Origin of the sequence: Acidovorax sp. K2F (assembly GCF_025246485.1) — a bacterium.
In the GTDB taxonomy this organism is placed as follows: domain Bacteria; phylum Pseudomonadota; class Gammaproteobacteria; order Burkholderiales; family Burkholderiaceae_C; genus Acidovorax; species Acidovorax delafieldii.
Window position 1 is genome coordinate 1 of the sequence record NZ_JAOBSQ010000022.1, and the last position, 24630, is coordinate 24630.

Annotated in this window: 19 protein-coding genes; 14 read left to right on the top strand and 5 right to left on the bottom strand. The window is 66.3% G+C overall.

Going from position 1 to position 24630, the window contains the following annotated elements; all coding sequences use genetic code 11:
* Window positions 1-154: 154 nt before the first annotated feature.
* Together xdhB and xdhA are read right to left on the bottom strand one after the other, a co-directional pair.
* Window positions 155-2503, bottom strand: a complete 2349-nt coding sequence (gene xdhB / locus N4G42_RS06620) for a xanthine dehydrogenase molybdopterin binding subunit (RefSeq protein WP_260666616.1) — start codon at window positions 2501-2503, stop codon at window positions 155-157.
* The gene (xdhA, locus tag N4G42_RS06625) at window positions 2500-4011 is read right to left on the bottom strand and encodes a xanthine dehydrogenase small subunit (protein WP_260666617.1); all 1512 of its coding nucleotides are present in this window, start codon (window positions 4009-4011) and stop codon (window positions 2500-2502) included. The genes xdhB and xdhA overlap by 4 nt, the downstream gene beginning before the upstream one ends.
* A gap of 104 nt (window positions 4012-4115) precedes the next feature.
* Here xdhA and N4G42_RS06630 point away from each other — a divergent pair, with 104 nt between their 5' ends.
* From N4G42_RS06630 to N4G42_RS06685, 12 genes are all read left to right on the top strand, one after another.
* Window positions 4116-5048: a LysR family transcriptional regulator gene (locus N4G42_RS06630; protein WP_099729453.1), complete on the top strand. Its 933-nt coding sequence runs from the start codon at window positions 4116-4118 to the stop codon at window positions 5046-5048.
* Window positions 5049-5127: 79 nt separating this feature from the next.
* Window positions 5128-6714 carry an ABC transporter ATP-binding protein gene (locus tag N4G42_RS06635; RefSeq protein ID WP_260666618.1) on the top strand — a complete coding sequence of 529 codons (1587 nt, stop codon included), beginning with the start codon at window positions 5128-5130 and terminating at the stop codon, window positions 6712-6714.
* The gene (locus N4G42_RS06640; RefSeq protein WP_260666619.1) at window positions 6707-7780 is read left to right on the top strand and encodes an ABC transporter permease; all 1074 of its coding nucleotides are present in this window, start codon (window positions 6707-6709) and stop codon (window positions 7778-7780) included. Before N4G42_RS06635 ends, N4G42_RS06640 begins: the two co-directional genes overlap by 8 nt.
* Entirely contained in the window at window positions 7780-8700 is a 921-nt protein-coding gene (locus N4G42_RS06645; RefSeq protein WP_056060799.1) for an ABC transporter permease, read from the top strand. The genes N4G42_RS06640 and N4G42_RS06645 overlap by 1 nt, the downstream gene beginning before the upstream one ends.
* A gap of 109 nt (window positions 8701-8809) precedes the next feature.
* The gene (locus N4G42_RS06650) at window positions 8810-9976 is read left to right on the top strand and encodes a BMP family ABC transporter substrate-binding protein (protein ID WP_056060802.1); all 1167 of its coding nucleotides are present in this window, start codon (window positions 8810-8812) and stop codon (window positions 9974-9976) included.
* Between the two features lie 117 nt (window positions 9977-10093).
* Window positions 10094-11077, top strand: coding sequence for an aromatic ring-hydroxylating dioxygenase subunit alpha (locus N4G42_RS06655; protein ID WP_260666620.1), 984 nt, complete (start codon window positions 10094-10096; stop codon window positions 11075-11077).
* Window positions 11077-12129, top strand: a complete 1053-nt coding sequence (locus N4G42_RS06660; RefSeq protein ID WP_260666621.1) for an adenosine deaminase — start codon at window positions 11077-11079, stop codon at window positions 12127-12129. The genes N4G42_RS06655 and N4G42_RS06660 overlap by 1 nt, the downstream gene beginning before the upstream one ends.
* Window positions 12130-12347: 218 nt before the next feature.
* The gene (locus N4G42_RS06665; RefSeq protein WP_108498050.1) at window positions 12348-13922 is read left to right on the top strand and encodes a methyl-accepting chemotaxis protein; all 1575 of its coding nucleotides are present in this window, start codon (window positions 12348-12350) and stop codon (window positions 13920-13922) included.
* A 179-nt stretch (window positions 13923-14101) separates the two neighbouring features.
* The gene (locus N4G42_RS06670) at window positions 14102-15202 is read left to right on the top strand and encodes a BMP family ABC transporter substrate-binding protein (protein WP_260666622.1); all 1101 of its coding nucleotides are present in this window, start codon (window positions 14102-14104) and stop codon (window positions 15200-15202) included.
* Between the two features lie 112 nt (window positions 15203-15314).
* Window positions 15315-16613, top strand: a complete 1299-nt coding sequence (gene guaD, locus N4G42_RS06675) for a guanine deaminase (protein ID WP_260666624.1) — start codon at window positions 15315-15317, stop codon at window positions 16611-16613.
* Between the two features lie 80 nt (window positions 16614-16693).
* Complete coding sequence (gene dcd / locus N4G42_RS06680) at window positions 16694-17266, top strand: dCTP deaminase (protein WP_015012892.1); 573 nt, start codon at window positions 16694-16696, stop codon at window positions 17264-17266.
* 135 nt (window positions 17267-17401) lie between these two features.
* On the top strand, window positions 17402-17878 hold the full coding sequence (locus tag N4G42_RS06685) for a hypothetical protein (RefSeq protein ID WP_260666625.1): 477 nt from the start codon (window positions 17402-17404) through the stop codon (window positions 17876-17878).
* Here the strand turns inward: N4G42_RS06685 and N4G42_RS06690 are convergent.
* The 3 genes from N4G42_RS06690 to pcp all read right to left on the bottom strand — a co-directional run bounded on the left by N4G42_RS06690 (window position 17830) and on the right by pcp (window position 21312).
* Complete coding sequence (locus tag N4G42_RS06690; RefSeq protein ID WP_260666626.1) at window positions 17830-19530, bottom strand: diguanylate cyclase; 1701 nt, start codon at window positions 19528-19530, stop codon at window positions 17830-17832. The genes N4G42_RS06685 and N4G42_RS06690 overlap by 49 nt on opposite strands.
* Window positions 19527-20516: a delta(1)-pyrroline-2-carboxylate reductase family protein gene (locus N4G42_RS06695; RefSeq protein ID WP_260666627.1), complete on the bottom strand. Its 990-nt coding sequence runs from the start codon at window positions 20514-20516 to the stop codon at window positions 19527-19529. Before N4G42_RS06695 ends, N4G42_RS06690 begins: the two co-directional genes overlap by 4 nt.
* A gap of 121 nt (window positions 20517-20637) precedes the next feature.
* Window positions 20638-21312, bottom strand: a complete 675-nt coding sequence (gene pcp / locus N4G42_RS06700) for a pyroglutamyl-peptidase I (protein ID WP_056060826.1) — start codon at window positions 21310-21312, stop codon at window positions 20638-20640.
* Window positions 21313-21424: 112 nt separating this feature from the next.
* On the opposite strand from pcp, the gene N4G42_RS06705 reads away from it, so the two are divergent.
* Window positions 21425-22309, top strand: coding sequence for a neutral zinc metallopeptidase (locus tag N4G42_RS06705; RefSeq protein WP_056060829.1), 885 nt, complete (start codon window positions 21425-21427; stop codon window positions 22307-22309).
* Window positions 22310-22343: 34 nt separating this feature from the next.
* The gene (locus N4G42_RS06710) at window positions 22344-24533 is read left to right on the top strand and encodes a cyclic nucleotide-binding domain-containing protein (protein ID WP_260666628.1); all 2190 of its coding nucleotides are present in this window, start codon (window positions 22344-22346) and stop codon (window positions 24531-24533) included.
* The last annotated feature ends 97 nt before the right edge of the window (window positions 24534-24630 follow it).

A 24630-nucleotide genomic window follows, 5' to 3' on the forward strand; every position in this document is an offset into this window, starting at 1 on the left:
CTCTTGGCGAAGCAAAGAAAAGTACCTCGCCTGCCGGGCGACTCCCGGCCTCCGCCCTTAACAAAGGCATGCGACTCAGTCAGCGCACACAACCAAACACTACAAAATCAATAGCTACCAGCCAATATCCCACTATCGCCAGAAGCCAAAAACGTCACTCTCCCAACCGCCCCAACGCCTTCAGCACATTCTCTGCAGTCGCCGGCGCCGTCAACACCACCGGTGCCGCAGCATCCACGCCGCTACGCCCTGCTGCCACCGCATTGCGCAGCGCCTCATACACACTGATCGCCAGCATGAACGGCGGCTCCCCCACCGCCTTGCTGCCACCCACGTTGTCCTCCCGATTCGCCTCGGGCCACAGGTGGACGTTGAAGTGCGCCGGGATGTCGCCCGTGGCGGGAATCTTGTAGGTGCTGGGCGCGTGGGTGGCGAGGGTGCCCTTGTCGTTCCACACCAGCTGCTCGGTCGTCAGCCAGCCCATGCCCTGCACAAACCCGCCCTCGATCTGGCCCACATCGATGGCCGGGTTGATGCTGTGGCCCACGTCGTGCAGGATGTCCACCTTCAGCACGCGGCTCTCGCCGGTCAGGGTGTCGATGGCCACCTCGGTGCAGGCGGCGCCGTAGGCAAAGTAGTAGAACGGGCGCCCGGTGAGGGTGGTCTTGTCGTAGTGGATCTTGGGCGTGCGGTAAAAGCCGTCGCTCCACAGCTGGATGCGGTTGGCGTACGCGGCCTGCACCACCTCTTCAAAACTGCGCACCGTCTTGGGCGAGATCACCTGGCCGCCCGCAAACCGGATCGCGCCTGCGCCGCAGCCGTCCAGCCCGCACACAAACGAGGCCAGGTTGTCGCGCACGTTGCGCGCGGCGTATTGCGCGGCGCGGCCGTTCAGGTCGGTGCCGCTGCTGGCGGCGGTGGCGCTGGCGTTGGGCACCTTGCTGGTGTCGCTGGCCGTCACCAGCACGCGGTGCAGCGGCACACCCAGTTCGTCAGCCACGATCTGCGCCACCTTGGTGTGCAGGCCCTGGCCCATTTCGGTGCCGCCATGGTTCACCTGCACGCTGCCATCGGTGTACACGTGCACCAGCGCGCCCGCCTGGTTGAACAGCGTGGCCGTGAAGCTGATGCCGAACTTGACGGGCGTGATGGCCAGGCCGCGCTTGATGACGGTGTTGCGCGCGTTCCAGTCCGCAATCTCGGCCTGGCGCTGGCGGTAGTGCGAGGTCTGCTCCAGCGTGGGCAGCAGCTCGTGCAGGATGTTGTCTTCCACCGCCATCTGGTAGTGGGTGACGTGGCGGCCGCTGCTTGCGTCCTTGCCATACAGGTTGGCCAGGCGCACGTCCTGCGCATCGCGGCCCAGCGCGCGGGCAATGTCGCCCAGGATGGCCTCGATCACGATCACGCCCTGCGGGCCGCCAAAGCCGCGGAAGGCGGTGTGGCTTTGCGTGTTCGTCTTGCAGCGGTACGACGCGATCTCGACATCGCTCAGGTAGTACGCGTTGTCGGCATGGAACACCGCGCGGTCGGCCACGGGGCCCGACAGGTCGGCGCTGAAGCCGCAGTTGGCGGCCATCTGGAGCTTCAGGCCCGTGATGCGGCCCGTGCCGTCAAAGCCCACGTCGTACTCGTACGCAAACGGGTGGCGCTTGCCGGTGACCATGAAGTCCTCGTCCCGGTCCAGCCGCAGCTTGATGGGGCGGCCCAGCTTGTTCGCGGCCACGGCGGCCCACACGGCCAGGTGCCCGGCCTGGGTCTCCTTGCCGCCAAAGCCACCGCCCATGCGGCGGCATTCCACCTTGACCGCGTGGTTGTCGATGCCCAGCGCGTGCGCCACCCAGTGCTGCACCTCGCCGGGGTGCTGCGTGCTGGAGTAGATCCACCACTGCTTTTGCTCCAGCGGCATGGCGTAGGCGATCTGGCCCTCCAGGTAGAAATGCTCCTGGCCGCCGACTTCAAACGCTCCCTGCATGCGGTGCGCCGATTGCGCGAGGCCCGTGGCGGCGTCGCCCCGGCGCACAAACACCGGCGGCAGCACATAGCTTTGCGCCTTCAGCGCGTCCTGCACCGTCAGCACGGCGGGCAGGGGGGTGATGTCCAGCTTCACGGCCCGCACGGCGCGGCGCGCCTGCATGACCGAGTTGGCCACCACCAGGCCGATCACCTGGCCGACGAACTGCACGCTGTCCAGCGCAAACACGGGCTCGTCGTGCCCGAACGCAGCCAGGATCTTGTCGCCGGGCACGTCGGCTGCCAGCACCACACCGCGCACGCCAGGCAGCGCGAGGGCGGCGGTGGCATCCACCCCGTTCAATGTGCCGTGGGCCACGGTGGAGAGGATGGGCGCTGCGTACAGCGTGCCCTTGACCTCTGGCAGGTCGTCGATGTAGTGCGCGGCGCCCGCCACCTGGGCGCGGGCGCTTTCGTGGATGTGCGACTGGCCCATGGCGGCGCGGGCGGGCGCGGGCAGGGCGGTTTCGGCGATGGTGTGGGGGGCGTTCATACGGCGGCCTCCAGCGTCAAAGTGTCCAGGCTGACCGAGGGCTGGCCCTGGGTCTCCAGCCAGTAGCGCTGCAGCAGGCTGCCCAGCACCTGGCGGCGGTAGGCACCGCTGGCGCGCATGTCGGAGATGGGGCTGAACTCGGCCTGCAGCACCGCGGCGGCGCGCTGCGCGGTGGCCTCGGTCCAGGGCTGGCCGGTCAGAGCCGCCTCGGTCTGCCGCGCACGGGCCGGGGTGGCAGCCACGCCGCCTGCGCCGATGCTGGCGCGCTGCACGGTGCCATCCGCGATGTCGAGGTTGAGCACCAGGCAGACGGCGGAGATGTCGTCGTCAAAGCGCTTCGAAATCTTGTAGGCCCGCAGTTGTTCTTGGGCCGAGGGGCGGGGCACCACGATGCGCACCAGCAGCTCGTCTGCTGCCATCACGTTTTGCCGGTAGCCGGTGTACAGGTCTTCCAGCGGCAGCTGGCGCTCGCCCCGGGCCTGGCTGGCCAGCACCACCCGGGCGCGCAGCGCGATCAAGAGGGGCATGGAGTCGCCAATCGGCGAGCCGTTGGCCACATTGCCGCCCAGCGTGCCCGAGTTGCGCACAGGCAGCCCCGCAAACCGCGTGGCAAAGCTGTGCAGCTGTGGCCACTGCGCGGTCAGTGCCGCAAAGGCGTCGGTCAGGGTGACGGCGGCGCCGATGTGGATGGCGTCGGCGTGCTGTGCCACCTGCCGCAGCTCGGCCGCGCGGGTCACGTCCAGCACCTGGGAGTACTGCTTGTGCTGCTTGGTCACCCACAGCCCCACGTCGGTACAGCCCGCCACCACCTGGGCGCCCGGGTGGGCGGCGCGGGCTGCGAGCAGATCCGGGAGCGTGGAGGGTGCGATATAGGCCGAATCGGCCGCTTGCGCTAGTGCATCATGCCGAAGTAGCTTCAATTTTTGTAGCACTTCGGCCTCGTTGACCGACATGCCGGGCAGCGATGCCATCTGCTGGGCGGCATCAAGGATGGGGCGGTAGCCGGTGCAGCGGCACAGGTTGCCCGAGAGTTCTTCCTGGGCCAGTTCGCGGGTGATGGGTTGGCCGTGGCAGACATGGTTCTGGTACATGCCGAAGAGGCTCATCACGAAGCCCGGCGTGCAGAAGCCGCACTGCGAGCCGTGGCACTGGACCATCGCCTCCTGTGCTGGATGGAGCGTGATGGTTTGTTGTGCAACGGGTGCTGTGTCGCCCACGGGCTGGATCAGCGGATCTTCCGCCAGGTCTTCCACCGTCCACAGCGCCATGCCGTCCACCGAATGGGCCAGGCGGATGCAGCTGTTCACGGCGCTGTAGTGCAGCTGGCCATCGCGTTCTTCGCCCAGTACCACGGTGCAGGCGCCACAGTCACCTTCGCCGCAGCCCTCCTTGGTGCCGGTGTTGCCCAGGTCTTCGCGCAGCACCTCCAGCAGAGTGCGGTCGGGTGGTACATTGCCCAGCGCCACGGGCTGGCCTCGGCGCAGGAATTGCAAGGGTCTTGTTGTCATGACAAACGCCACTTCGATCTTTGATGGAAAGGTTCAGCAGAGGGTAGAACGCAGTACCGTTACCGGCATATGCGCAAGCTTATGGCACCCATGCCCCCACCGCTATGAGAGACCACGCCCTTTTCGACAAGATAGACCTCCATCTCATAAGGGTCTTGCACACCGTGCTCACAGAACGCAGCGTATCGAGGGCAGCCGTCCGCCTGGGCATGCACCAGCCGGCGGTGTCGGCTGCGTTGAAAAGGCTGCGCGACCTGTCGGGCGACCCGCTGCTGGTGCGCTCCGGCGCCAGCATGATGCCCACCGACGCCGCACTGCGCATGGTGGAGCCTGCAGGCGCCATTTTGCGGGCGGCCGAGGCACTGTTTTCGGACGCGCGCGGGTTTGATCCGCGCACGGCCACCCGTACCTTCCGCGTGGCGGCCAGCGATTACCTCGACCCACTCTTTCTGCCCCAGCTCGTGGCCCGCATCAAGGTCGAGGCGCCCCTGTGCCCGATCGAGATCCTGCCCCTGTCGGCCGACACGCACTACCACGCGCACCTGGCGCAGGGCGAGGTGGATGTGGTGATCGGCAACTGGCCCCAGCCCCCGGACGACCTGCACATGGGCCGCCTGTTTGGCGACGAGGTGGTGTGCCTGGTCGGCAAGGACCACCCTGCCGTGCGGCGCGGCTGGGACGTGGAGAGCTGGCTGGCCGCCGAGCACATCGCGCCCACCCCCACCCACCCGGGTGCACGCGGCGTGATCGACGCCCACCTGGACAGCCTGGGCATGCAGCGCCACATCACGGCGCGCTGTGCGCATTTCAGCCTCATCCCAAGCATCGTGGCATCGAGCTTGCTTGTGCTGACCACGGGCCGCCAGTACTGCGAGCGGTATGTGGACCAGCTGCCGCTGGCCATCCTGCCGTGCCCGGTGCCCTTCCCCCGGCTCATGTATTACCAGTTGTGGCATGCCCGCACGCACCACTCGGCGGCGGCCGCCTGGCTGCGAGATTGCGTGAAAACCGTGGCTGCTTCGCTACGAAAAGAATAGCTGCTTGAGTATGCTGAACAAGCGCCATGAGGTATTTTCATTCTTATAACAAGTTGTAAAACTGAGAGACAATCCCCGCATGAGTTCTCCCCCCAATCCTTCAGCGCCTGGTGCGGCGCCGCCACGGCTGCAGCTGGTGGGTATCACCAAGCGCTACCCGGCCGTGGTGGCCAACAGCGGCGTGTCGCTCACGGTGCTGCCGGGTGAAATCCACGCCGTGCTGGGCGAAAACGGCGCGGGCAAGTCCACGCTGATGAAAATCATCTACGGCTCGGTCAAGCCCGATGAAGGCAGCGTGTTCTTCAACGGCCAGGCCGTGCAGGTGCGCAACCCGCAAGAAGCGCGGGCCCTGGGCATTGCCATGGTGTTCCAGCATTTCAGCCTGTTCGACACCCTCACGGTGGCCGAGAACGTGTGGCTGGGCCTGGACAAGAGCCTGACGCTGGCCGAAGTGACCGGCCGCATCACCGCCAAGGCCGCCGAATACGGCCTTGACATCGACCCCCTGCGCCCCGTGCACACGCTGAGCGTGGGCGAAATGCAGCGGGTAGAAATCATCCGCGCGCTGCTCACCAACCCCAAGGTGCTGATCCTGGACGAGCCCACTTCGGTGCTCACGCCCCAGGCGGTCGAGAAGCTCTTTGTGGTGCTGCGCAAGTTGGCCAGCGAGGGTTGCAGCATCCTCTACATCAGCCACAAGCTGCACGAAATCCGTGCGCTGTGCACTGCCTGCACCGTGCTGCGTGGCGGCAAGGTGACGGGTGTGTGCAACCCGGCCGAGGAATCCAATGCGTCCCTGTCGCGGCTGATGATCGGCGCCGAACCGCCGGCGCTGGAACACCGTGCCGTGCAGACCGGCGCCACGGTGCTGCGCGTGCAGGGCTTGTCGCTGCCGCGTGCCGACCAGTTCGGCGTGGACCTGATCGACCTGCAGTTCGAGGTCAAGGCGGGCGAGGTGGTGGGCATTGCCGGGGTGTCGGGCAACGGGCAAAAAGAGCTGCTCTACGCGCTGTCGGGCGAAGACCAGCGGGCTGACGCGGCCTGCATCCAGGTGTCTGGCCAGAACGCGGGCCGCATGGGTCCCGGCCAGCGCCGGGCGCTGGGCCTGCATTTTGTGCCCGAAGAGCGCCTGGGCCGGGGCGCCGTGCCCACCATGGGGCTGGCGCACAACCTGCTGCTCACCCGCACCAATTCGGTCGGCGGCAGCGGCTGGATCAAGGTGGGCGCGCTGCAAAAACATGCAGCGGACATCATTGCCCGCTTCAATGTGAAGGCGGGCGGCCCCAATGCGGCGGCCAAGTCGCTGTCGGGCGGCAACCTGCAGAAGTTCATTGTGGGGCGCGAGATCGACGCCAACCCGAAGCTGCTCATCGTCTCGCAGCCCACCTGGGGCGTGGATGTGGGCGCCGCCGCACAGATCCGGGGCTCCATCCTGGCCCTGCGTGACGCAGGCTGCGCCGTGCTGGTGGTCAGTGAGGAGCTGGACGAATTGTTTGAAATCTGCGACCGACTGCATGTGGTGGCCAAGGGGCACCTGTCGCCCTCGGTGCCGCGCGCCGAGGCCACGGTGGAACGCATCGGTGAATGGATGAGCGGGCTGTGGCATGCCGATGTCCAAGCGCACCTCGCACAACAGGCCAAGGCAGCGGAGGTGCAGCATGCTTAAGCTGGAACCACGCCCCCAGGCTTCCAAGCTCTGGACCTACGGCTCGCCCCTGCTGGCGCTGGCCGTCACGGTGCTGATTGGTGTGGCCTTGTTCGTGGCGCTGGGCAAAGACCCGGTGCGCGGGTTGCAGGTCTTCTTCTGGGAGCCGATCAAGACGCCGTATGCCGTGGGTGAACTCATGGTCAAGGCCACGCCACTGTTGCTGATTGCGCTGGGGCTGGCCGTGTGTTTCCGCTCCAACGTGTGGAACATCGGTGCCGAAGGCCAGTTTGTGATCGGCGCCGTGGTGGCGGGCGGCGTGGCGCTGCTGGCCGACAAGACCACGAGCCCCTGGATCGTGCCCGCCATCCTGCTCGCTGGGGTGCTGGGTGGCATGGCCTGGGCGGGGCTCACGGCGCTGCTGCGCGACAAGTTCAACGCCAACGAAATCCTGGTGAGTCTGATGCTGGTCTATGTGGCCACGCTGGTGCTGGGCTATCTGGTCTATGGCCCGTGGAAGGACCCGATGGGCTACAACTTTCCGCAGACCAAGACGTTCGAGAAGGTCACGCAGATCCCGCGCCTGATGCAGGGGTCGCGCGTGTCCATCGGGTTGCTGCTGGCGCTCGCAGGCGCTGGGGCCTTGTGGGTGTTCCTGTTCCGTACGCGGGCGGGCTTTGCCCAGCAGGTGGGCGGGCTGGCACCAGCGGCGGCGCGTTATGCGGGCTTTTCGTCGCGCCGCGCGCTGTGGACGGCGCTGCTGATTTCGGGCGGCGCAGCTGGCCTGGCTGGTGCGCTGGAGGTGGCAGGGCCCATCGGCCAGCTCACGCCCTATGTGCCTGCGGGCTACGGCTTCGCGGCCATCATCGTGGCCTTTGTGGGGCGGTTGCACCCGGTGGGCATGATCCTCTCGGCCATCCTCATGAGCATGTTCTATATCGGTGGTGAACTCGCGCAGTCGCGCCTGGGCCTGCCCAAGTCGCTCACCGGTGTGTTCCAGGGCCTGCTGCTGTTCACGCTGCTGGCCTGTGACACGCTGATTGCCTACCGCATCCGCTGGGTCGGCAGCAAGAAAGGAGGTGTCTGATGGAGTCTTATGCACTGCTCATCGGCGCCACGCTCAGCGCGGGCACCGTGCTGGCCATTGCGGCCCTGGGCCTGCTCATCAACGAAAAGGCGGGCATCGTCAACCTGGGGGCCGAGGGCATGATGCTCTGCGCCGCCATTGCAGGCTTTGCCACCGTGGTGCACACGGGCAACACCTGGCTGGGCTTTGCGGCAGGCATGGCGGCCGGTGCCGTGCTGGCCGCCATCTTTGGTGTGCTGGTGATCTGGCTCAACACCAACCAGTACGCCACGGGGCTGGCGCTCAGTCTGTTCGGCGTGGGCTTCTCCGCGTTTGCGGGCATCAGCTACGTGCAGGCCAAGCTGCCCGAGCTGCCCAAGTACGCTATTCCCGTGCTGGGCGACGTGCCGCTCCTTGGGCCAGCGCTGTTCCAGCAGCACCCGCTGGTGTACCTCACCATGCTGCTGGTGGCGGGGTTGATCTGGTTTCTGTACCGCTCGCGCGCCGGGCTGGTGCTGCGGTCGGTGGGCGAATCGCCTGAGTCAGCCCATGCGTTGGGCTACCCGGTGCGGCGCATTCGGCTGGCGGCCGTGGTGGTGGGCGGGGCGCTGTGCGGGCTGGCCGGGGCTTACATCTCCACTGTCTACACCCCGCTGTGGGTCGAGGGCATGGTGGCCGGGCGCGGCTGGATTGCGCTGGCGCTCACCACCTTTGCCACCTGGCGCCCGGCACGGGTGTTGCTTGGTGCTTATCTGTTCGGCGGCGTGACCATGCTGCAGTTCCATTTGCAGGCCACCGGCGTGCAGGTGGCCAGTCAGTTGCTGAGCATGCTGCCGTATGTGGCCACCATCGTGGTGCTGGCGCTGATCTCGCGCAATCCGGCGTGGATCCGCATCAACATGCCGGCATCGCTGGGCAAACCGTTTTATCCGGGCTCCTGAAAGGGCTAGCCCATTGGAAAATCTGGTTACCCTGCGGTAGATCGCACCATAATCATCGTTTTCGTCCCCCAACCTTTGCAAGTCCTACTTCTTCGATAAGGAAACCGACATGACTGATCTGCAGAAACGCTCCCTGCTCAAGGTGGCAGCGCTCTCCGCTGTGGCTGCTGCTGCCCTGGTGGGCTGTGGCAAGAAGGAAGAACCGGCACCGGCCCCTGCGCCTGCACCGGCCCCTGCCGCAGAAGCACCGGCACCCAAGCCCGAGCCACTGAAGATCGCGTTTGCCTATGTCGGCCCGGTGGGCGACGGCGGCTGGTCGTTCGCGCACGACAACGGTCGCAAGGCCATCGAGAAGGAATTTGGCGACAAGGTCGTGACGAGCTTTGTGGAAAGCGTGCCCGAGTCTGCTGACGCAGAGCGCGTGCTGCGCGACCTGGCCGGCCAGGGCAACAAGTTGATCTTCGGCACCACCTTCGGCTACATGGAGTCCATGCTCAAGGTCGCGGAAGACAACAAGGGTGTGAAGTTCGAACACGCCACCGGCTACAAGACCGCCGAAAACCTGCGCACCTACGACAGCCGCACCTACGAAGGCGCGTACATGGCCGGCATCATCGCTGGCGCCATGACCAAGTCCAACACGCTGGGCGTGGTGGGCTCGGTGCCGATCCCTGAGGTGATCCGCAACATCAACAGCTTCACGCTGGGTGCGCAGTCGGTCAATCCCAAGATCAAGACCAAGGTGGTGTGGGTGAATGAATGGTTCAGCCCACCGAAGGAAACCGAAGCCGCGACCAGCCTGATCAACGGTGGCGCCGACATCCTGTTCCAGAACACCGACTCTCCCGCCGTGCTCAAGACCGCCCAGGAAAAGGGCAAGCGCGCCTTCGGCTGGGACAGCGACATGACCGCCTACGGCCCCAAGGCCCACCTGGCATCGGCGGTGATCAACTGGGGTCCTTACTACGTCAAGGCCACCAAGGACGTGCTGGACGGCACCTGGGCTTCGGGCCAAAGCTGGTGGGGTGTGAAGGAGGGCGCTATCGACATCGTCTCCATCGCTGAAGACGTGCCTGCCGACACCAAGGCCAAGGTCGAAGCCGTGAAGAAGGGCCTGGCCGACGGCAGCTTCAGCATCTGGAAGGGCCCCATCGTGGGTCAGGACGGCAAGCCCGTGCTGGAAAAGGACGCTGTGGCCGACGACAAGTTCCTGGGCGGCATCAACTTCTATGTCAAGGGCGTGGAAGGCAAGATCCCTGGCGGCGACAAGAAGTAATTCGCACCGCGTTCATCGGCAGTTCTTGCGAGCTGCTGTGACAAAGGGCCGCCCTGGGGTGGCCCTTTTGTTTTGCAGGCGCGCTTGTGGCCTGCAGCTTTTGGAGGAGCAAGGACGATGGTGGAATCTACGTTGTGGCACCCGGTGGCACTGTCAGAAGCCGTGGCGGCGCAGGCGCCGCTGGCCGTGCAGGTACTGGAGCAACCCGTGGTGTTGTGGCGCGAGAGCGAAGGCGCCGTGCTCGCGCTGGCCGACCAGTGCCCGCACCGGGGCGCCCGCCTGTCGCTGGGCCGCGTGACGCCCCAGGGCCAGTTGGAGTGCCCCTACCATGGCTGGCAGTTTGCGGCCGGTGGGCAATGCACGCACGTGCCTGCACTGCCCACCTTTGCGCCCCCGGCCACGCACTGCGCCCGCCATTTCGAGGTGCAGGAGGCCTATGGCCTGGTGTGGGTGCGCATCGTACCGGGCGAGCAGGGACTGCCTGGGTTTGCGGCGGAGGGGGATGCTCGCCTGCGCAAGCTCAACTGCGGTCCCTACGACGTGGCGGCCAGCGCGCCGCGCATCGTCGAGAACTTTCTGGACATGTCGCATTTCGGCTTTGTGCACGAAGGCTGGCTCGGCAGCCGTGAGGCGACGGCCATCGACGATTACCGCGTGGAGCCCACGCCCACAGGCCTCCTGGCCACGGGCTGCAAGGCCTGGCAACCGCAATCCAACCTGCATTCCACGGCGGCCGCGCAGGTCGAATACACCTACGAAGTCACGGCCCCCTATGGGGCCGTGCTGACCAAGGTGCCCGAGGCGGGCACCACGGCGGTCGATGGCTGGCGCGAGTCCATTGCGCTGTTCATCTGTCCGGTGACGCCGGTGCGCAGCCGGGTGTGGTTCCGCCTGGCCGTGGCGGATTTCGAATCGCCGGACGAGAAACTGCAGGCCTTCCAGCACACCATCTTCACGCAGGACCAACCCGTGCTGGAGTCGCAGACGCCACAGTGCCTGCCACTCGACCTGCGCGCGGAGTTGCATACCGCTGCCGACAAGGCATCATCTGCGTATCGCCGCTTTCTGCGCCAGAGTGGCATCACCTTTGGAGTCTGCTGATGTTCAAGATCCCCCCCATCTCCGCCGAGCGCCTTCCCAGCCTGCTGCGTGCCATGCCCAAGGCCGAGCTCCATATCCACATCGAGGGCTCGCTGGAGCCCGAGCTGATCTTTGCGCTGGCGCAGCGCAATGGTTTGACGCTGCCCTATGCCAGCGTGGACGCCTTGCGCAGCGCCTATGCGTTCACCAATCTGCAGAGTTTTCTGGACATCTACTACGCCGGTGCGAGTGTGCTGCTGCATGAGCAGGATTTTTACGACATGGCGCGCGCTTACCTGGGTCGTGCGGCGCGCGATAACGTGCTGCACACAGAACTCTTCTTCGACCCGCAAACCCATACCGCACGCGGCGTGGCGATGGAGACCGTCATCAACGGTCTGCACCGTGCCTGCCAGGATGCCCGCGCCGAACTCGGAATCAGCGCCACGCTGATCCTGTGCTTCCTGCGCCACCTGAGCGAGGAGTCGGCATTCGAAACGCTGGAGCAGGCCATGCCGCTGCTCGACAAGATCGTGGGTGTGGGTCTGGACTCCAGCGAACTGGGGCACCCGCCCGAGAAGTTTGCCCGCGTGTTCGCCCGCTGCCGCGAGCTGGGCCTGCACTTGGTGGCCCATGCGGGGGAGGAGGGTCCTCCCGCCTACATCTGGAGTGCGCTGGATGTGCTCAAGGTCGAGCGCATCGACCATGGCGTGCAGGCGGTACACGACGCGGCCCTGATGCAGCGCCTGGCGCAAGACCGCATTGCGCTCACGGTGTGCCCGCTGTCCAACCAGAAGCTGTGCGTCTTCCCCAACCTTGCGGACCACAACCTCGGCAAGCTGCTTGATGCCGGGCTGGCTGCCACCGTGAATTCGGACGACCCTGCCTACTTTGGCGGCTACATCAACGAGAACTTCACCCAGGTGTTTGCGGCCACGGGGCTCACGGCCAAACATGCCTACCAGTTGGCTTTCAACAGTTTTGAAGCCAGCTTTGCAGGCAATGCTGACAAGCGGGTGTGGGAGCACAAGCTCAAGGAAGCGTTCGAGCGGTGCGTGGAGCACGACTACTGAGCTTCGGGTAGCGCGCGCAGTGGGCTTGGGAAATGGCGCCAGAGGGACTGTCGCCAGTGCGGCAGGGGCCTGATCTGGGTAAACCCTTAAAATAGTAAGTATTCGTTCGAATTGCGTCCGGTCCAGGCCCAAGGGGTGATCCACCACCATGGCCCTTACCCTGCGCTCCCTTGCGGAGTGCACGGGTGCCGTGTTGCCCCCTTTTTTTGGAGCCTTCCATGTTTCTCAGTCAAATCTCCATTGGCAAGCGCCTGACCCTGGTGCTTGGCCTCATCCTGGCGCTGTTTTTTGCCAGCAGCGTGGTGGCCGTGGTCAAGCTCAGCCAGCTGGGCAGGGAGATCGACGCCATGGTCAACGACAACATCAAGACCGAGCGTGCTGGCTCGGACTGGCTGCGCCACACCACATCGGGCGTGCAGCGCGCGGCAGCCATTGCCAAGAGCAGCGACGCGAGCCTGATCCCCTACTTTGCGCCCGCCACGGCCGCGTCGATTCGCGACACCAACGAGCTGCAGAAATTCATCGAGTCCAAGATGGACACGCCGGAGAAGAAGCAGCTTTTTGCCAAGGTGGGAGACTTGCGCAAGGACTACCTGGCGGCCCGCGAGGAAGTGAGCAAGTTCAAGCAGGCGGGCGATGCCGAGAACGCCAACAAGGTTTTCACCGAGCGGTTTGAGCCCACCTCCCGCAGCTACTTGGCGGGTGTGCAGCAGATGGTGGATGGCCAGCGCGCCGAACTGGATGCCGCCGGCAAGCGCAGCGAAGAGCTGCGTGCCCAGACCACTCTGCTGCTGCAGATCTGCACCGGCGTGTCGCTGCTGCTGGGCGCCTTGCTGGCCTGGCTGCTGACCACCAGCATCACGCGCCCGCTGCGCAAGGCAGAGGCCATTGCAGAGACCATCGCCAACATGGACCTGACGGGTGCCCCCCAGGCGAGCTACGCCAATGACGAAACCGGCCACCTGCTGCGCGCGCTGGATGCCATGCGCAGCGCGTTGCACCGTTCGCTGCAGCAAGTCCGGGGCGTGGTGGACAGCATCTCCACCGCCAGCACCCAGATCGCGATTGGCAACCAGGACCTGAGCGCGCGCACCGAGCAGACAGCCAGCAGCCTGCAGGAGACCGCCAGCTCGATGGAAGAGCTGACCAGCACCGTGCGCCAGAGCGCCGATTCGGCCGTGCAGGCCAACCAGCTGGCCGTGTCGGCGGCGCAGGTGGCCCAGCGCGGTGGCGATGTGGTGGCACAGGTGGTGACCACCATGGACGAGATCAACACCAGCAGCAAGAAGATTGCCGACATCATCGGCACCATCGACGGCATCGCGTTCCAGACCAACATCCTGGCCCTCAACGCCGCCGTGGAAGCCGCCCGTGCGGGCGAGCAGGGCCGTGGCTTTGCCGTGGTGGCCAGCGAAGTGCGCTCGCTGGCCCAGCGCTCGGCCCAGGCGGCCAAGGAAATCAAGACGCTGATCGGCGTGTCGGTGGAAAAGGTTGAGTCGGGTGCTGCCCTGGTGCAGAACGCCGGCACCACCATGGGCGAGATCGTGAGTTCCGTGCGCCGCGTGACCGACATCATTGGAGAGATCAGCGCAGCCGCGTCGGAGCAGAGCCAGGGCATTGGCCAGGTGAATGTGGCAGTGACCCAGCTGGACCAGATGACCCAGCAAAATGCAGCCCTGGTGGAAGAGTCCACCGCCGCCGCCGAGAGCTTGAAGGACCAGGCGTCGCGCTTGGCCGAAGTCGTCGGTGCTTTCCGCCTGGGCGCAGGCCCGCAGGCTCTGCGGCTGAACTGAAAATTGCTCACGGCGCTTTTCGCGCTGCCGCAACGCCCCTCCCGTGCTTGAAAGCGCTTTTTTCCGACAGTCTTTGCAACATCGCTTCATGTAGTTTTCGCACAGTCTGACCTTCCTGGTGGCACCGTCGTCCTGCGGTGCTTCCGGTCCATTTCATCAGGGCCATGTAGAGGAACACCATGTACAAAAACCTCGCTGCCACGCTCGTGGCCGCCTGTTTTTTCTCCCCCGCTTTTTCCCAGACCACGTCCGCCAAGGGTCATACGGCCGAGCCGGTCAAAGCCGGTTTTGTCTATGTCTCACCCATCACCGAGGCAGGCTGGACGCGCCAGCATGACGAAGGCCGCAAGGCCGTCGAGGCCGCGCTGGGCAACCAGGTGAAGACCACGTTTGTCGAGAACGTGGCCGAAGGCGCCGATGCCGAACGCGTGATCCGCGACCTGGCCGCCACCGGCCACCAGATCATCTTCACCCCCAGCTTTGGCTACATGGAGCCCACGCTCAAGGTGGCGCAGGACTATCCGCAGGTGAAGTTCGAGTCCATCACCGGCTACAAGACCACCCCCAATGTGGCCGCCGCCAATGCGCGCTACTACGAGGGGCGTTACCTGGCGGGCATCGCTGCGGGCCGCATGAGCAAGACCGGCGTGGCAGGGTTCGTGGCCGGGTTTCCCATCCCCGAAGTGCTGCAGGGCATCAACGCCTTCACGCTGGGCATGCGCTCGGTCAACCCCAAGGCCACTGTCAAGGTGGTGTGGCTCAACGCATGGTTCGACCCGCCCAAGGAGCGGGATGCCGCCATGGCGCTGTTCAATCAGGACGTGGATGTGATCGCGTTTCACACCGGCTCCACCGCCGTGATGGCGGCTGCGCAAGAGCGCGGCAAGATGGCAGTGGCCTATCACTCGGACATGCGCAAGACGGGCCCGGACGCGCAGATCGTGGCCGTGACGCACCAGTGGGGCAGCTACTACACCGAGCGCGTGCGCGCCGTGCAAAACGGCACCTGGAAAAGTGCCAATGTGTGGGGCGGCGTGCGCGAGGGCATGATCCGCGTCGGTGACTTTGGCACCCGGGTGCCAGCGGCCGTCCAGCAGGAGGTGCTGAATGCCCAAAAGGCCGTGGGCGCGGGCAAGCTCCAGCCCTTCCGTGCGGGCAAAGTGCCGGTGCGCGACAACGAAGGGCAGGAGCGCATTGCTGCTGGCCAGGCACTGCCGGATGCCCAGATATTGCAGATGAACTGGCTGGTGGAAGGCGTGGTGGGCAGGTTGTCCCGCTGATCCTGCAGGGCATATCGCCCATCGTTTGCACTGATCGGCGCTCCCCGAACCCCATAGCCACTATGGGGTGCTGCATATACAAACGGCGCCCCCTGCCGCTAAGCTTGGCGCCATGCCTGTTTACCGTTCCGCCCTTTTGCGTTTTGCCGACGACGGCAGCGCCCTCTATGACGAAGATGGCCTGCTGGCCGTTGGCCCTGACGCTCAGGGCTGCCAGCGTGTGCTGGCGGCAGGCGCTTGGCAGACTCTCGCGCCACAATTTGCCGGGGAGCCTGTGGTGCATTTGCCGGAGCGCATCCTGGCGCCGGGGTTTGTGGACATGCACATCCACTTCCCGCAGACGGACGTGATCGGCTCGCCAGCCGATGGCCTGCTGCCCTGGCTCGAGAACTACACCTTTCCCCACGAATCCCGATTTGTAGACCCCGGCTACAGCGCACAGGTGGCCGAATTTTTTGTGGCCGAGCTGCTGCGCAACGGCGTGACCACAGCCCTGGCGTTTTCGACGTCACACCCCGCCTCGGTGGAGGCCCTGTTCACCGAGGCCCAGCGCCAGCGGATGCGCCTCATCACCGGCAAGGTGCTGCAGGACCGCCACTCGCCCGATGGCGTTCGCGACGACACCGAGCAGAGCCTCATCGACACCGAGGCGCTCATCCGGCGCTGGCACGGCGTGGACCGCCTGGGGTATGCCATCACCCCGCGTTTTGCGCCCACCAGCACGCATGAACAATTGCGCGGCGCGGGCGAGCTGGCTGCTCGCTACCCCGATGTGTGGATCCAGTCCCACGTGGCCGAGAACCGCGACGAGATCCGCTGGGCGCGCGAGCTGTTCCCCGCCGCGCGCAGCTACCTGGGCGTGTACGACGACTTTGGCCTGATGCGCGAACGTGCGGTGTATGCGCACTGCATTCACTTCGATGACGACGACCGCGCGCTGATGCGCGACACCGGCGCGGTGGCGGCGGTCAGCCCCACCAGCAACCTCTTTCTGGGCAGCGGGTTTTTCGACTACGCCGGTGCCGACCGCGTGGGGTTTGCTTATGGCCTGGCCAGCGACGTGGGCGGGGGCACCAGCTTCAGCCCGTTTCACACCATGCTGGCGGCGTACTACGTGGGGCGTGAGGGCCAGACCAAGCAGGGCCTGAGTCTGTCACCCCAGCAGCTGTGGTGGCAACACACGGCGGGCGCGGCCAGGGCGCTGGGCTTGGCGGGTGTGGTCGGCAATCTGCAGCCAGGCTGCGAGGCCGATTTTGTGGTGCTGAACCCGGAAGCCACGCCGGTTTTGGCGCGCAAGACCCGCCAGGCGCGCAACCTCGATGAGCTTTTGTTTGCGCTGATCGTGCTCGGCGACGACCGTGTGGTGCAGCAAACGGTGATTTCTCAAGCAAAATACGGCTCTAGCGCTTGATATTCATGCGCTACCAGCTACGTATTTAATAGCGCCCGGCAGTCCACCACTGAGCGGGCCACAGCGCAGGGAGTTCTGCTATGAGCATCAAGAGCGACAAATGGATCCGCCGCATGGCGGCCGAGCACGGAATGATCGAGCCCTTCGAGCCCGGCCAGGTTCGCGAGGTCGAAGGCCGCAAGATCATCAGCTACGGCACCAGCAGCTACGGCTACGACATCCGCTGTGCGCCCGAATTCAAGGTGTTCACCAACATCCACAGCACGGTGGTGGACCCGAAGAACTTCGATGAAAAGAGCTTTGTCGATTTCGAGGGTGACAGCTGCATCATCCCGCCCAACAGCTTCGCGCTGGCCCGCACGGTCGAATACTTCCGCATCCCGCGCAATGTGCTCACCATCTGCCTGGGCAAGAGCACCTATGCGCGCTGCGGCATCATCGTCAACGTGACGCCGTTCGAGCCCGAGTGGGAAGGCTATGTGACGCTGGAGTTCAGCAACACCACGCCGCTGCCAGCGCGCATCTACGCGGGCGAGGGCTGCGCACAAGTGCTGTTCTTCGAGAGCGACAAGGACGACGTGTGCGAGGTCAGCTACCGAGATCGGGGCGGCAAGTACCAGGGCCAGGTGGGCGTGACACTGCCCAAGGCCTGACAGGCGCACATGGCCGGCGGTGGCAGGGGTTGTGTCCTACACGCGCCATGCGCCTTGGCTGAAATGCAAGCATCGGTAAGTTTTCTAGCATCGGTGACACGCCTCCCGGGAGATGGAGGCTGATGGAGTTTCACCATGCTGATGTCCGCTGCCGCCTCAACCTTGTTCTTTGCGCCCATCCGCGCTCTGGCGCCAGCGCTGGCCGATCCCGCTCTAGCCCCTGCGCCTTCTGTCATCCCGCCGCCCCGGCGCCCAGACGCTGCGCCGCATTCCGCCGACGCCGACTGCCAGGCACACCACACCTACTGGCCCTGTGAGTTGCTCAATGCCTTTGTGCTGCGCATGGCAGCACACGGCCACTGCGTGAACATGTCGATGATGCTGGGCCACCGGCCCTATGCCCTGGAGCGATTGGCGTTGGCGGCTGGCGCGCCGGACGCTGGCCTGCAAGAGCTGTCGGCCCAGCTGCGGCCGTATTTTGAGGCGCCCGTGCTGCAAGCCGAAAGCCCGGAGCCACGGCCTGCTATACCGGTGGACGGCGCCGCTGCGCCATCGGGCAGCCCTCACGCCTCCACACAGACCCTGTTGCGTCCCTGGCCCTTGGCCTCGTAGAGCGCTGCATCGCCCCGACGCAGCATGGCAGCGCCGTTGTCGTCTGCGCTGCGCATGGTTGCGACACCTGCGCTGACGGTGATGGTGCCCACGACCGGGTTCTGTTGCTCTGCCATGGCGGTGACAAGGGCCTGCGCAATGGACTGTGCGCCGTCCAGGTCGGTGTCGGGCAGCAACGCCACGAACTCTTCTCCCCCCAGTCGCGCCACCACATCGGAGCCACGCAGGCGGGACTCCAGCGTGCGTGCCAGGCGTCGCAGGACCTCGTCTCCGGCTTCATGCCCGTAGGTGTCGTTCACCCGCTTGAAGTGGTCCACGTCCACGGTGATCAGGCTCAGCGGACGGCTGCTGCGCCGCGCCAGCGCCACCGCAAAGGCCATTTGTGTCTCGAAGCCGCGCCGGTTCAGCAACCCGGTGAGGGCGTCGGTGCGCGCCTGCAGGTCCAGCGCGCGGTTCGCTGCCTCCAGCTCCAGCGTGCGCAGGCGCACTTTTTCTTCCATCGCCTCGCGGGCGGCCAGCAGGCGGTGTGTCATGCGGCCCAGAGACTGAGACAGCTGTTGTACTTCGCGGCTGCTTTGCATGGTCGGAATGTCGCTGCCGGGGAGCCCGGCCTCTACCGCACTGGCCGCGTCGGCCAGTGCATACAGGTCCACGCTCAGGCGCCGGGCGGCCAGCCAGGCCAGGGCCGATGCCAGCAGCGCGGCCGTCAGGCCAATCACCAGTGCCAGTTGCACGGTCTTGTCTGCCTCCGCAAAAGCCAGCTCCACAGGCTGGCGTGCCACGATGCTCCAGCCCAGATCGCTGGCCGCGTTGCGCGGCTGCAGCTGCGTGGCAGCGGTCAGGTAGCGCTTGCCATCCCTCCACCGCACCACGGTGGTCTGCGTGCGGTCGCCATCACGGTTGTTGTTGACACTGATGTCCTCGGGCAGTCGCTGCCCGGCAGACCGCATCACCTCGGTCTGTCCGCCAGGCGCAAAAATCAACTGGCCTTCGCGGTCAAAGATGAACAGTTCCAGCGCGCTTTCATCGGATGACGCAGGGGTCAGACTCTCCAGTACCTCGCGTGTCCACTGCCAGCTGCCGTGGATGCCCAGCACGCCCACCGTGGTGGGGCCGACGCGAATGGGCGCTGCAAAGTCCACAAACCGGTGCGGTTCGCCAGTGGCGGTGGGGGGCAGCAGGGACTCCAGCAGCTTGGCGGGGTGGACGTCGCCCACATGCACCCCTTCGAGTCCGTGTTGAAACCAGGGCCGCTGGGCCACGCTCTGGCCCACCAGCAGGCCGCGTGTGGCATTGCGCACCACGCCTTGAGCATCGGCCACACCGATCCAGAGGTTGGTGGGCTGCATGGCCTGGCTGCGGGCCAGCATGTGCTGGGCCTCGGCGGAGTCGAGCCCCTTGGACCACACCACTTCGGCACTGGCCATCACCTCGGCCTCCAGGCTGCGCTGCATGAGGCCCAGGGCCAGGAGCTTGCCTGCGTTTTCGGCGACCACCTGCAAGGAACTGCCTGCATCGCGCTGAATGCGGTGCTTGAGCAACTCGCCAAACCCCAGCGACAGCAGCACTGACAGGGTCACGACCAGCGTGCCAAACACCAGCGCGATCTGCATGCGCAGGCTGTGGTCTGAAAAACGTGTGATGAGCATCATGCGGAAGGGTCTGCCCAGTGTGCCGTCGCGGCCGGTGCCGGGCTGGCGCGGCGCAGGGCCAGCCGGGCTGCTGCCAAGTCCCAGCCTGCCCAGCCGCAACTCTTGAACAGCACCGGACCCGAACGCCGCTCGGGGGCTGTGGCACCGAGGCTCCGGACCATCTCACCCAGCGTCGGCAGCGCCGCCACATCCAGGCCTGCCTGCAGCAGGTCGCCCGCCTCATGGAGTGCATCGCTGGTGTCCACCAGGATGCGTCCGTGCCGCGCCACATGCTGGCAAAGGGCTTGGGCCAGCTCTGCCATGGCGGGCGTGAAAGCGCCCACGGCCGCCAAAAATGCGTCGGGCCGGGGCGGGGCGCTCAGCACCAGCGCGCTGGCCGTGGTGCAGGTCGCTATCAGCGGGCAGTGGGGCACGGCGGCATCGGCATCGGCCACCACCCGCACGTGGACGCCCAGTCCGCGCACCTGCGCTGCCAGGGCCTGGGCGCTGGCGCTGCTGCGCGAGGCAATCCACACCTCGCGCACGCCCAGGCCGTGGATGAATGCCTCGGCATGTGCCAGGCCCTGCACCCCTGCGCCGACGATGAGCAAAGGGCCCTGTGGCACCTGCGCCAGATGCCGGGCGGCCAGCAGAGAGACCGCGGCGGTACGACGTGCGGTGACAGTGGGCCCGTCCAGCACCAGCCGACGCTCGCCCGTGGCGATGTCAAACACCACCACATCGCCCTGGATTGACGGGCGTCCTGTGCCCGCGTTGCCCGGGGTAAAGGTGATGAGCTTGGTCATCGCCACCGATTGATCCGTGGCGGGCATCACAAACAAGCTGCCGCCTTGCGCCAGCGGCAGCACGGCGCGTTGCGGCACCACGACTTTGGGGTCTTTGAGCAAGGCCGCTATTTCGTCAGCCAGATCGGACCAGGGCAACCGCGCAGCGGTGGCTGCTGCGTCCAGCACGCCCGAGGGGGCTGAAGAGGGGGCAAAAAGCATAGGCGGACTGTACACAGCATGCCGCTCTCGTGGGAGCGGAGAAGCCCTCACCTGTGCGGTGCCCAAGGTCACCCAGCGTGCGCTGGGCGCGGGTTCAGGTTCGCCATGGCTGCCATCCCCATCAATGCGTGGCTCCTGCCTGCAGCGCGATGTCCTGCGGCGTCAGCACCGCAGCCCACAGGGCGGCATGCATGCCGCGCACCATGTCGCGCAGGGGCAGATGGGGGTCCCCCTGGCCACTGAGCCAGGGCACGTGCACAAAACCACCCCGTGCGCCCTCTGGGCCTATGCCTTGTGCCAGCAGATGCATCAGGCCGTACAGCACATGGTTGCAGACAAAGGTGCCAGCGGTTTGCGACACCTCGCAGGGCACGCCTGCGCGTTGCACGGCGCGCAGCATGGCTTTGATGGGCAGGCTGGCGAAGTAGGCGGCAGGTCCGCCGGGCTGCACCGGGGTGTCTATGGGCTGTGCGCCACCGTTGTCTGGAATGCGCGCATCGTTGATGTTGATGCCGATGCGCTCGATGGACAGCGCTGCCCGACCACCTGCCAGGCCCAGGCACAGCGTGACGGTGGGCCGGTGTTCTAGCAACAGCGACTGCAGCCGCTGCAACGACTGCCCGAACACCGTGGGCAATTGCGCAGCCACCACCTGGTGTCCTGCGATGCGTTGCCCGTGCAGCGCTTGCGCAATGAGCCAGCTGGGGTTGTGCGCGCCACCACCAAACGGATCAAAACCAGTCAGAAGAATGGTGGGCCCGGCATGGGGCGCGCTATGGTGTGCGGCAGATGTCATGAAAGGCAGGCAAAAGCGGGGTGGAACACATCGTAAATCGTCCGCGCCAGGGCGGCCCCGCGCGTAACATGCAGGCTTGGCCGCCCCACCTGGAGGGCGCTGGAGAGACGCAATGAAATGGGAAGGCAATCGCGAGTCCGACAACGTGGAAGACCGCCGTGACGAGGGCGGCGGCGGTGGATCGCCGGTGTTTGGTGGGCGCAGCATCGGCATTGGCACCATCGTGATCGCGCTGGTGGGGGGCTGGGTGCTGGGCATCAACCCCTTGACCATCCTGGGACTGCTCAGCGGCGGCGGCCCGGCGCCCCAGCTACAGACGCAGCCCCATGCCCCGGCCCACCGCCCACCGGCCGATGACACCATGGCACGTTTTGTGTCCACGGTGCTTGCCGACACGGAGGACGTGTGGGGCGAGGTGTTCCGCCAGGGCGGCGGGCGCTACCAGGACCCGCGGCTGGTGTTGTTCCGGGGCGCTACGCCCACCGCATGTGGTACGGGGCAGGCAGCCATGGGGCCGTTCTATTGCCCCGCTGACCAGAAGGTCTACATCGACCTGGGGTTCTACGAGACTCTCAAGACCCGGCTGGGTGCCCCGGGCGACTTTGCCCAGGCCTACGTGATTGCCCATGAGGTGGGACACCACGTGCAGAACCAGCTGGGCATCAGCGCCAAGGTGGACCAGATGCGGGGGCGTGTGAGCAAGGTGGAATACAACGCGCTGTCGGTGCGGCTGGAGCTGCAGGCCGACTGCTTTGCGGGGGTGTGGGCCCACCACGCCCAGAAGTCCCGCCAGATCCTGGAGCAGGGCGATGTGGAAGAAGCCATGAACGCCGCCGCCAAGATTGGTGACGATGCGCTGCAGCGGGCCAATGGCGGCGCGGTGGTGCCCGAGAGCTTCACGCATGGCACGAGCGCCCAGCGGCAGCGATGGTTCAACAGCGGCCTGCAAAGTGGCAGTGTCAAGACCTGCGACACCTTTGCGGCGCGCAGCCTCTAGGCGCGCAGTGTCCAGGGATTATTAGACCTTCTCCATGCCGCCGACCGCACCCGTGACTGCCTCGCTGCATCGCCGTGCCGGGCCTTCGGCGGGGGCTGAGGTCGGGCCGTCGGCGCCGCAGCCCTCGGGCGCAGCGGCGGCGTGGTCTGCGGCAGCGGTCACCGTGCCCCACGCCGTGGGGCTGGGGCTGCTGGCATTTGCGCCGCTGGCGGGTGAGCATTCTCTGGCCGCGCTGGCGTTGTGGTCGGCTGCATTGCCCGGCCTGCTGCTGACCCTGGTGACACCCCGTGCCGGGGTGGTGTATGCACCGACCACGGTGGTGGCCCTGCTGTTTGCCGCCGTGCTGGCGACTGCCCACGGAGCGGCCCCCAGCCTGGGCCTGAGCGCGCGCCAGGTGCTGGCGGTTAGCGGTGCCACGGTGGCTTTGGCCTTTGTGTTCCAGTGGCTGCTGGGGGTGTTGCGGCTGGCGTCGGTGGCGCGGTTTCTTCCCATCTCGGTCACCCACGGGTTTGCAGCCGGTGTGGGCTTGTCGATGGTGGTGGGACAGGTGCGCAATGGCTTTGGTGCGGGTGCCGATGCGCTGTGGGATGCACGCACCAGCTGGCACCTGCTGGCTGCGCTGGCCGTGGTGGGGCTGGCCTGGGGGCTGCGCCGGCGCTGGCCCCGCATGCCGGGGCTGCTGTCGGCTGTGGCCTTGGTGGCACTGGCCGTGGCGCTGGCGGGGGTATGGGGTGTGGGGCTGGGCAGTGTGTTTGTGCCGGCCGTGCCGCCCAGCGTGTTTGCCTGGCCCATGCTGCCCGACTGGACGGGCATTCCCTGGATGGCCCTGGCCCGGCAGCAGGGCTCCGCTCTGGTGGTGCTGGCGGTGCTGATGGCGCTGGTCAACAGCCTGGAGATTCTGGTATTCAACCAGGAGCTGGAGCTGGACCATGGCCTGCGTGGCAACGCCAACCTGGCGCTGCGCCGCGAGAGTTTGCTGGGTGCGCTGTGTGGGCTGATGGGCATGATTCCCGCATCCACCAGCGCGTCGCGTTCGCGCATTGTGCTGGCGCAGGCGGGGGCCTCGCGCGATGCCCCGCGCTGGCACGCAGCCATCATGCTGGGGGTGGCGGTCACCGGGGCGTGGTGGCTGCACTGGGTGCCCATGGCCTGTCTTGCCGGAGGACTGGTGCTGGCGGGGCTGATGCAGGTGCCGGGCCTCATGTGGTCGCTGGGCTATGCCCGCCGGTCACGGGTGACCTGGGCGCAGAGCTGGCTGGTGGCGCTGGTGTTTGCCGTGATGGGGGGCGTGGGGGCGCTGGTGGCTGGCCTGGTGGTGGCCACGTTTGTGCTGCTGCACGACTCTGCCGCCACGGTGCTGCGCCATGTGCGTCTGGATGGCGAGCTGCGCTCGCGGCGCTTGCGCCGTGCCGGGTCGGACAGCTGGCTGACGCCGCGCATGAACCAGGTGGCGGTGTTTGAACTGCAAGGCGTGATGTCTTTTGGCGTGGCTGCCCACCTGGCCGAGCAGGTGCGCATGCTGCTGCTGCCGCGCCATCGCTGGGTCATTCTGGACGCGGGCCGCGTGCCCGCGTGGGACAGCACGGCAATGGCCCAACTGCGGGCGCTGGTGCGCGATCTGGACCAGCAGGGCATCGCCGCGGCCGTGGCAGCCCTGGACCCCATGGCCGCCGAGCATGCGGGGGAGCATGTGCGCGCCTTTGCCGATCTGGACCGGGCGCTGGAATGGGCCGAGGTGGGCATCCTGTCGCAGAGGCCCATCGAGCAACGCCCCGCGCACCCCGAGCGCGATATGCTGGGGGAGGTGGGCGAGGGCGTGCCCAAGGCCGCTGCCGAGGCCTTGCAGGCGCTGCTGGTGTCCCAGGCCGTCCCGCCCCATGGCGTGGTGTTCCATGCGGGGGATACGGACCATGACCTCCTCGTGGTCAAGTCCGGCCACATCACGCTGGTCACCCAGTGGCCGCCTGACAAGGGCTTGCGCCTGGCCACCGTCGGTCCGGGCATGGCGTTTGGCGAAATGGCCTTCCTCAATGGTGCGGCCCGCAGTGCCTGCGCGGGCGCGGAACGTGGCCCGGCGCATCTGGTGCGTTTGTCGCGCGCGCATTTTGATGCCTGGGCAAGGCAATACCCCGAGGCGGCCCTCACGGTGATGAACAACCTGGCCCAGATCGGCGCCCGGCGCTTGGCGGTGACCACGCGGCAGCTGCGGGCGGTGCTGGAGTAGCAGGGCAGGGCATCGGGTGTCGGAGTGCGGCTGTCCCAAGGTCCCACAAGGCGAATGAAAGGCCCTTGATTTCTATAATCAAAGGCTTCCCGACACC

Excerpts from the sequence above, each read along its gene's own strand:
- dcd (WP_015012892.1), top strand. The coding sequence starts at position 16,694 with ATGAGCATCAAGAGCGACAAATGGATCCGCCGCATGGCGGCCGAGCAC.
- N4G42_RS06705 (WP_056060829.1), top strand. The coding sequence starts at position 21,425 with ATGAAATGGGAAGGCAATCGCGAGTCCGACAACGTGGAAGACCGCCGT.
- N4G42_RS06655 (WP_260666620.1), top strand. The coding sequence starts at position 10,094 with ATGGTGGAATCTACGTTGTGGCACCCGGTGGCACTGTCAGAAGCCGTG.
- N4G42_RS06650 (WP_056060802.1), top strand. The coding sequence starts at position 8,810 with ATGACTGATCTGCAGAAACGCTCCCTGCTCAAGGTGGCAGCGCTCTCC.
- N4G42_RS06685 (WP_260666625.1), top strand. The coding sequence starts at position 17,402 with ATGCTGATGTCCGCTGCCGCCTCAACCTTGTTCTTTGCGCCCATCCGC.
- N4G42_RS06710 (WP_260666628.1), top strand. The coding sequence starts at position 22,344 with ATGCCGCCGACCGCACCCGTGACTGCCTCGCTGCATCGCCGTGCCGGG.
- xdhB (WP_260666616.1), bottom strand. The coding sequence starts at position 2,503 with ATGAACGCCCCCCACACCATCGCCGAAACCGCCCTGCCCGCGCCCGCC.
- N4G42_RS06660 (WP_260666621.1), top strand. The coding sequence starts at position 11,077 with ATGTTCAAGATCCCCCCCATCTCCGCCGAGCGCCTTCCCAGCCTGCTG.
- N4G42_RS06690 (WP_260666626.1), bottom strand. The coding sequence starts at position 19,530 with ATGATGCTCATCACACGTTTTTCAGACCACAGCCTGCGCATGCAGATC.
- N4G42_RS06670 (WP_260666622.1), top strand. The coding sequence starts at position 14,102 with ATGTACAAAAACCTCGCTGCCACGCTCGTGGCCGCCTGTTTTTTCTCC.
- xdhA (WP_260666617.1), bottom strand. The coding sequence starts at position 4,011 with ATGACAACAAGACCCTTGCAATTCCTGCGCCGAGGCCAGCCCGTGGCG.
- N4G42_RS06630 (WP_099729453.1), top strand. The coding sequence starts at position 4,116 with ATGAGAGACCACGCCCTTTTCGACAAGATAGACCTCCATCTCATAAGG.
- N4G42_RS06635 (WP_260666618.1), top strand. The coding sequence starts at position 5,128 with ATGAGTTCTCCCCCCAATCCTTCAGCGCCTGGTGCGGCGCCGCCACGG.
- guaD (WP_260666624.1), top strand. The coding sequence starts at position 15,315 with ATGCCTGTTTACCGTTCCGCCCTTTTGCGTTTTGCCGACGACGGCAGC.
- N4G42_RS06645 (WP_056060799.1), top strand. The coding sequence starts at position 7,780 with ATGGAGTCTTATGCACTGCTCATCGGCGCCACGCTCAGCGCGGGCACC.
- N4G42_RS06665 (WP_108498050.1), top strand. The coding sequence starts at position 12,348 with ATGTTTCTCAGTCAAATCTCCATTGGCAAGCGCCTGACCCTGGTGCTT.
- N4G42_RS06640 (WP_260666619.1), top strand. The coding sequence starts at position 6,707 with ATGCTTAAGCTGGAACCACGCCCCCAGGCTTCCAAGCTCTGGACCTAC.
- N4G42_RS06695 (WP_260666627.1), bottom strand. The coding sequence starts at position 20,516 with ATGCTTTTTGCCCCCTCTTCAGCCCCCTCGGGCGTGCTGGACGCAGCA.
- pcp (WP_056060826.1), bottom strand. The coding sequence starts at position 21,312 with ATGACATCTGCCGCACACCATAGCGCGCCCCATGCCGGGCCCACCATT.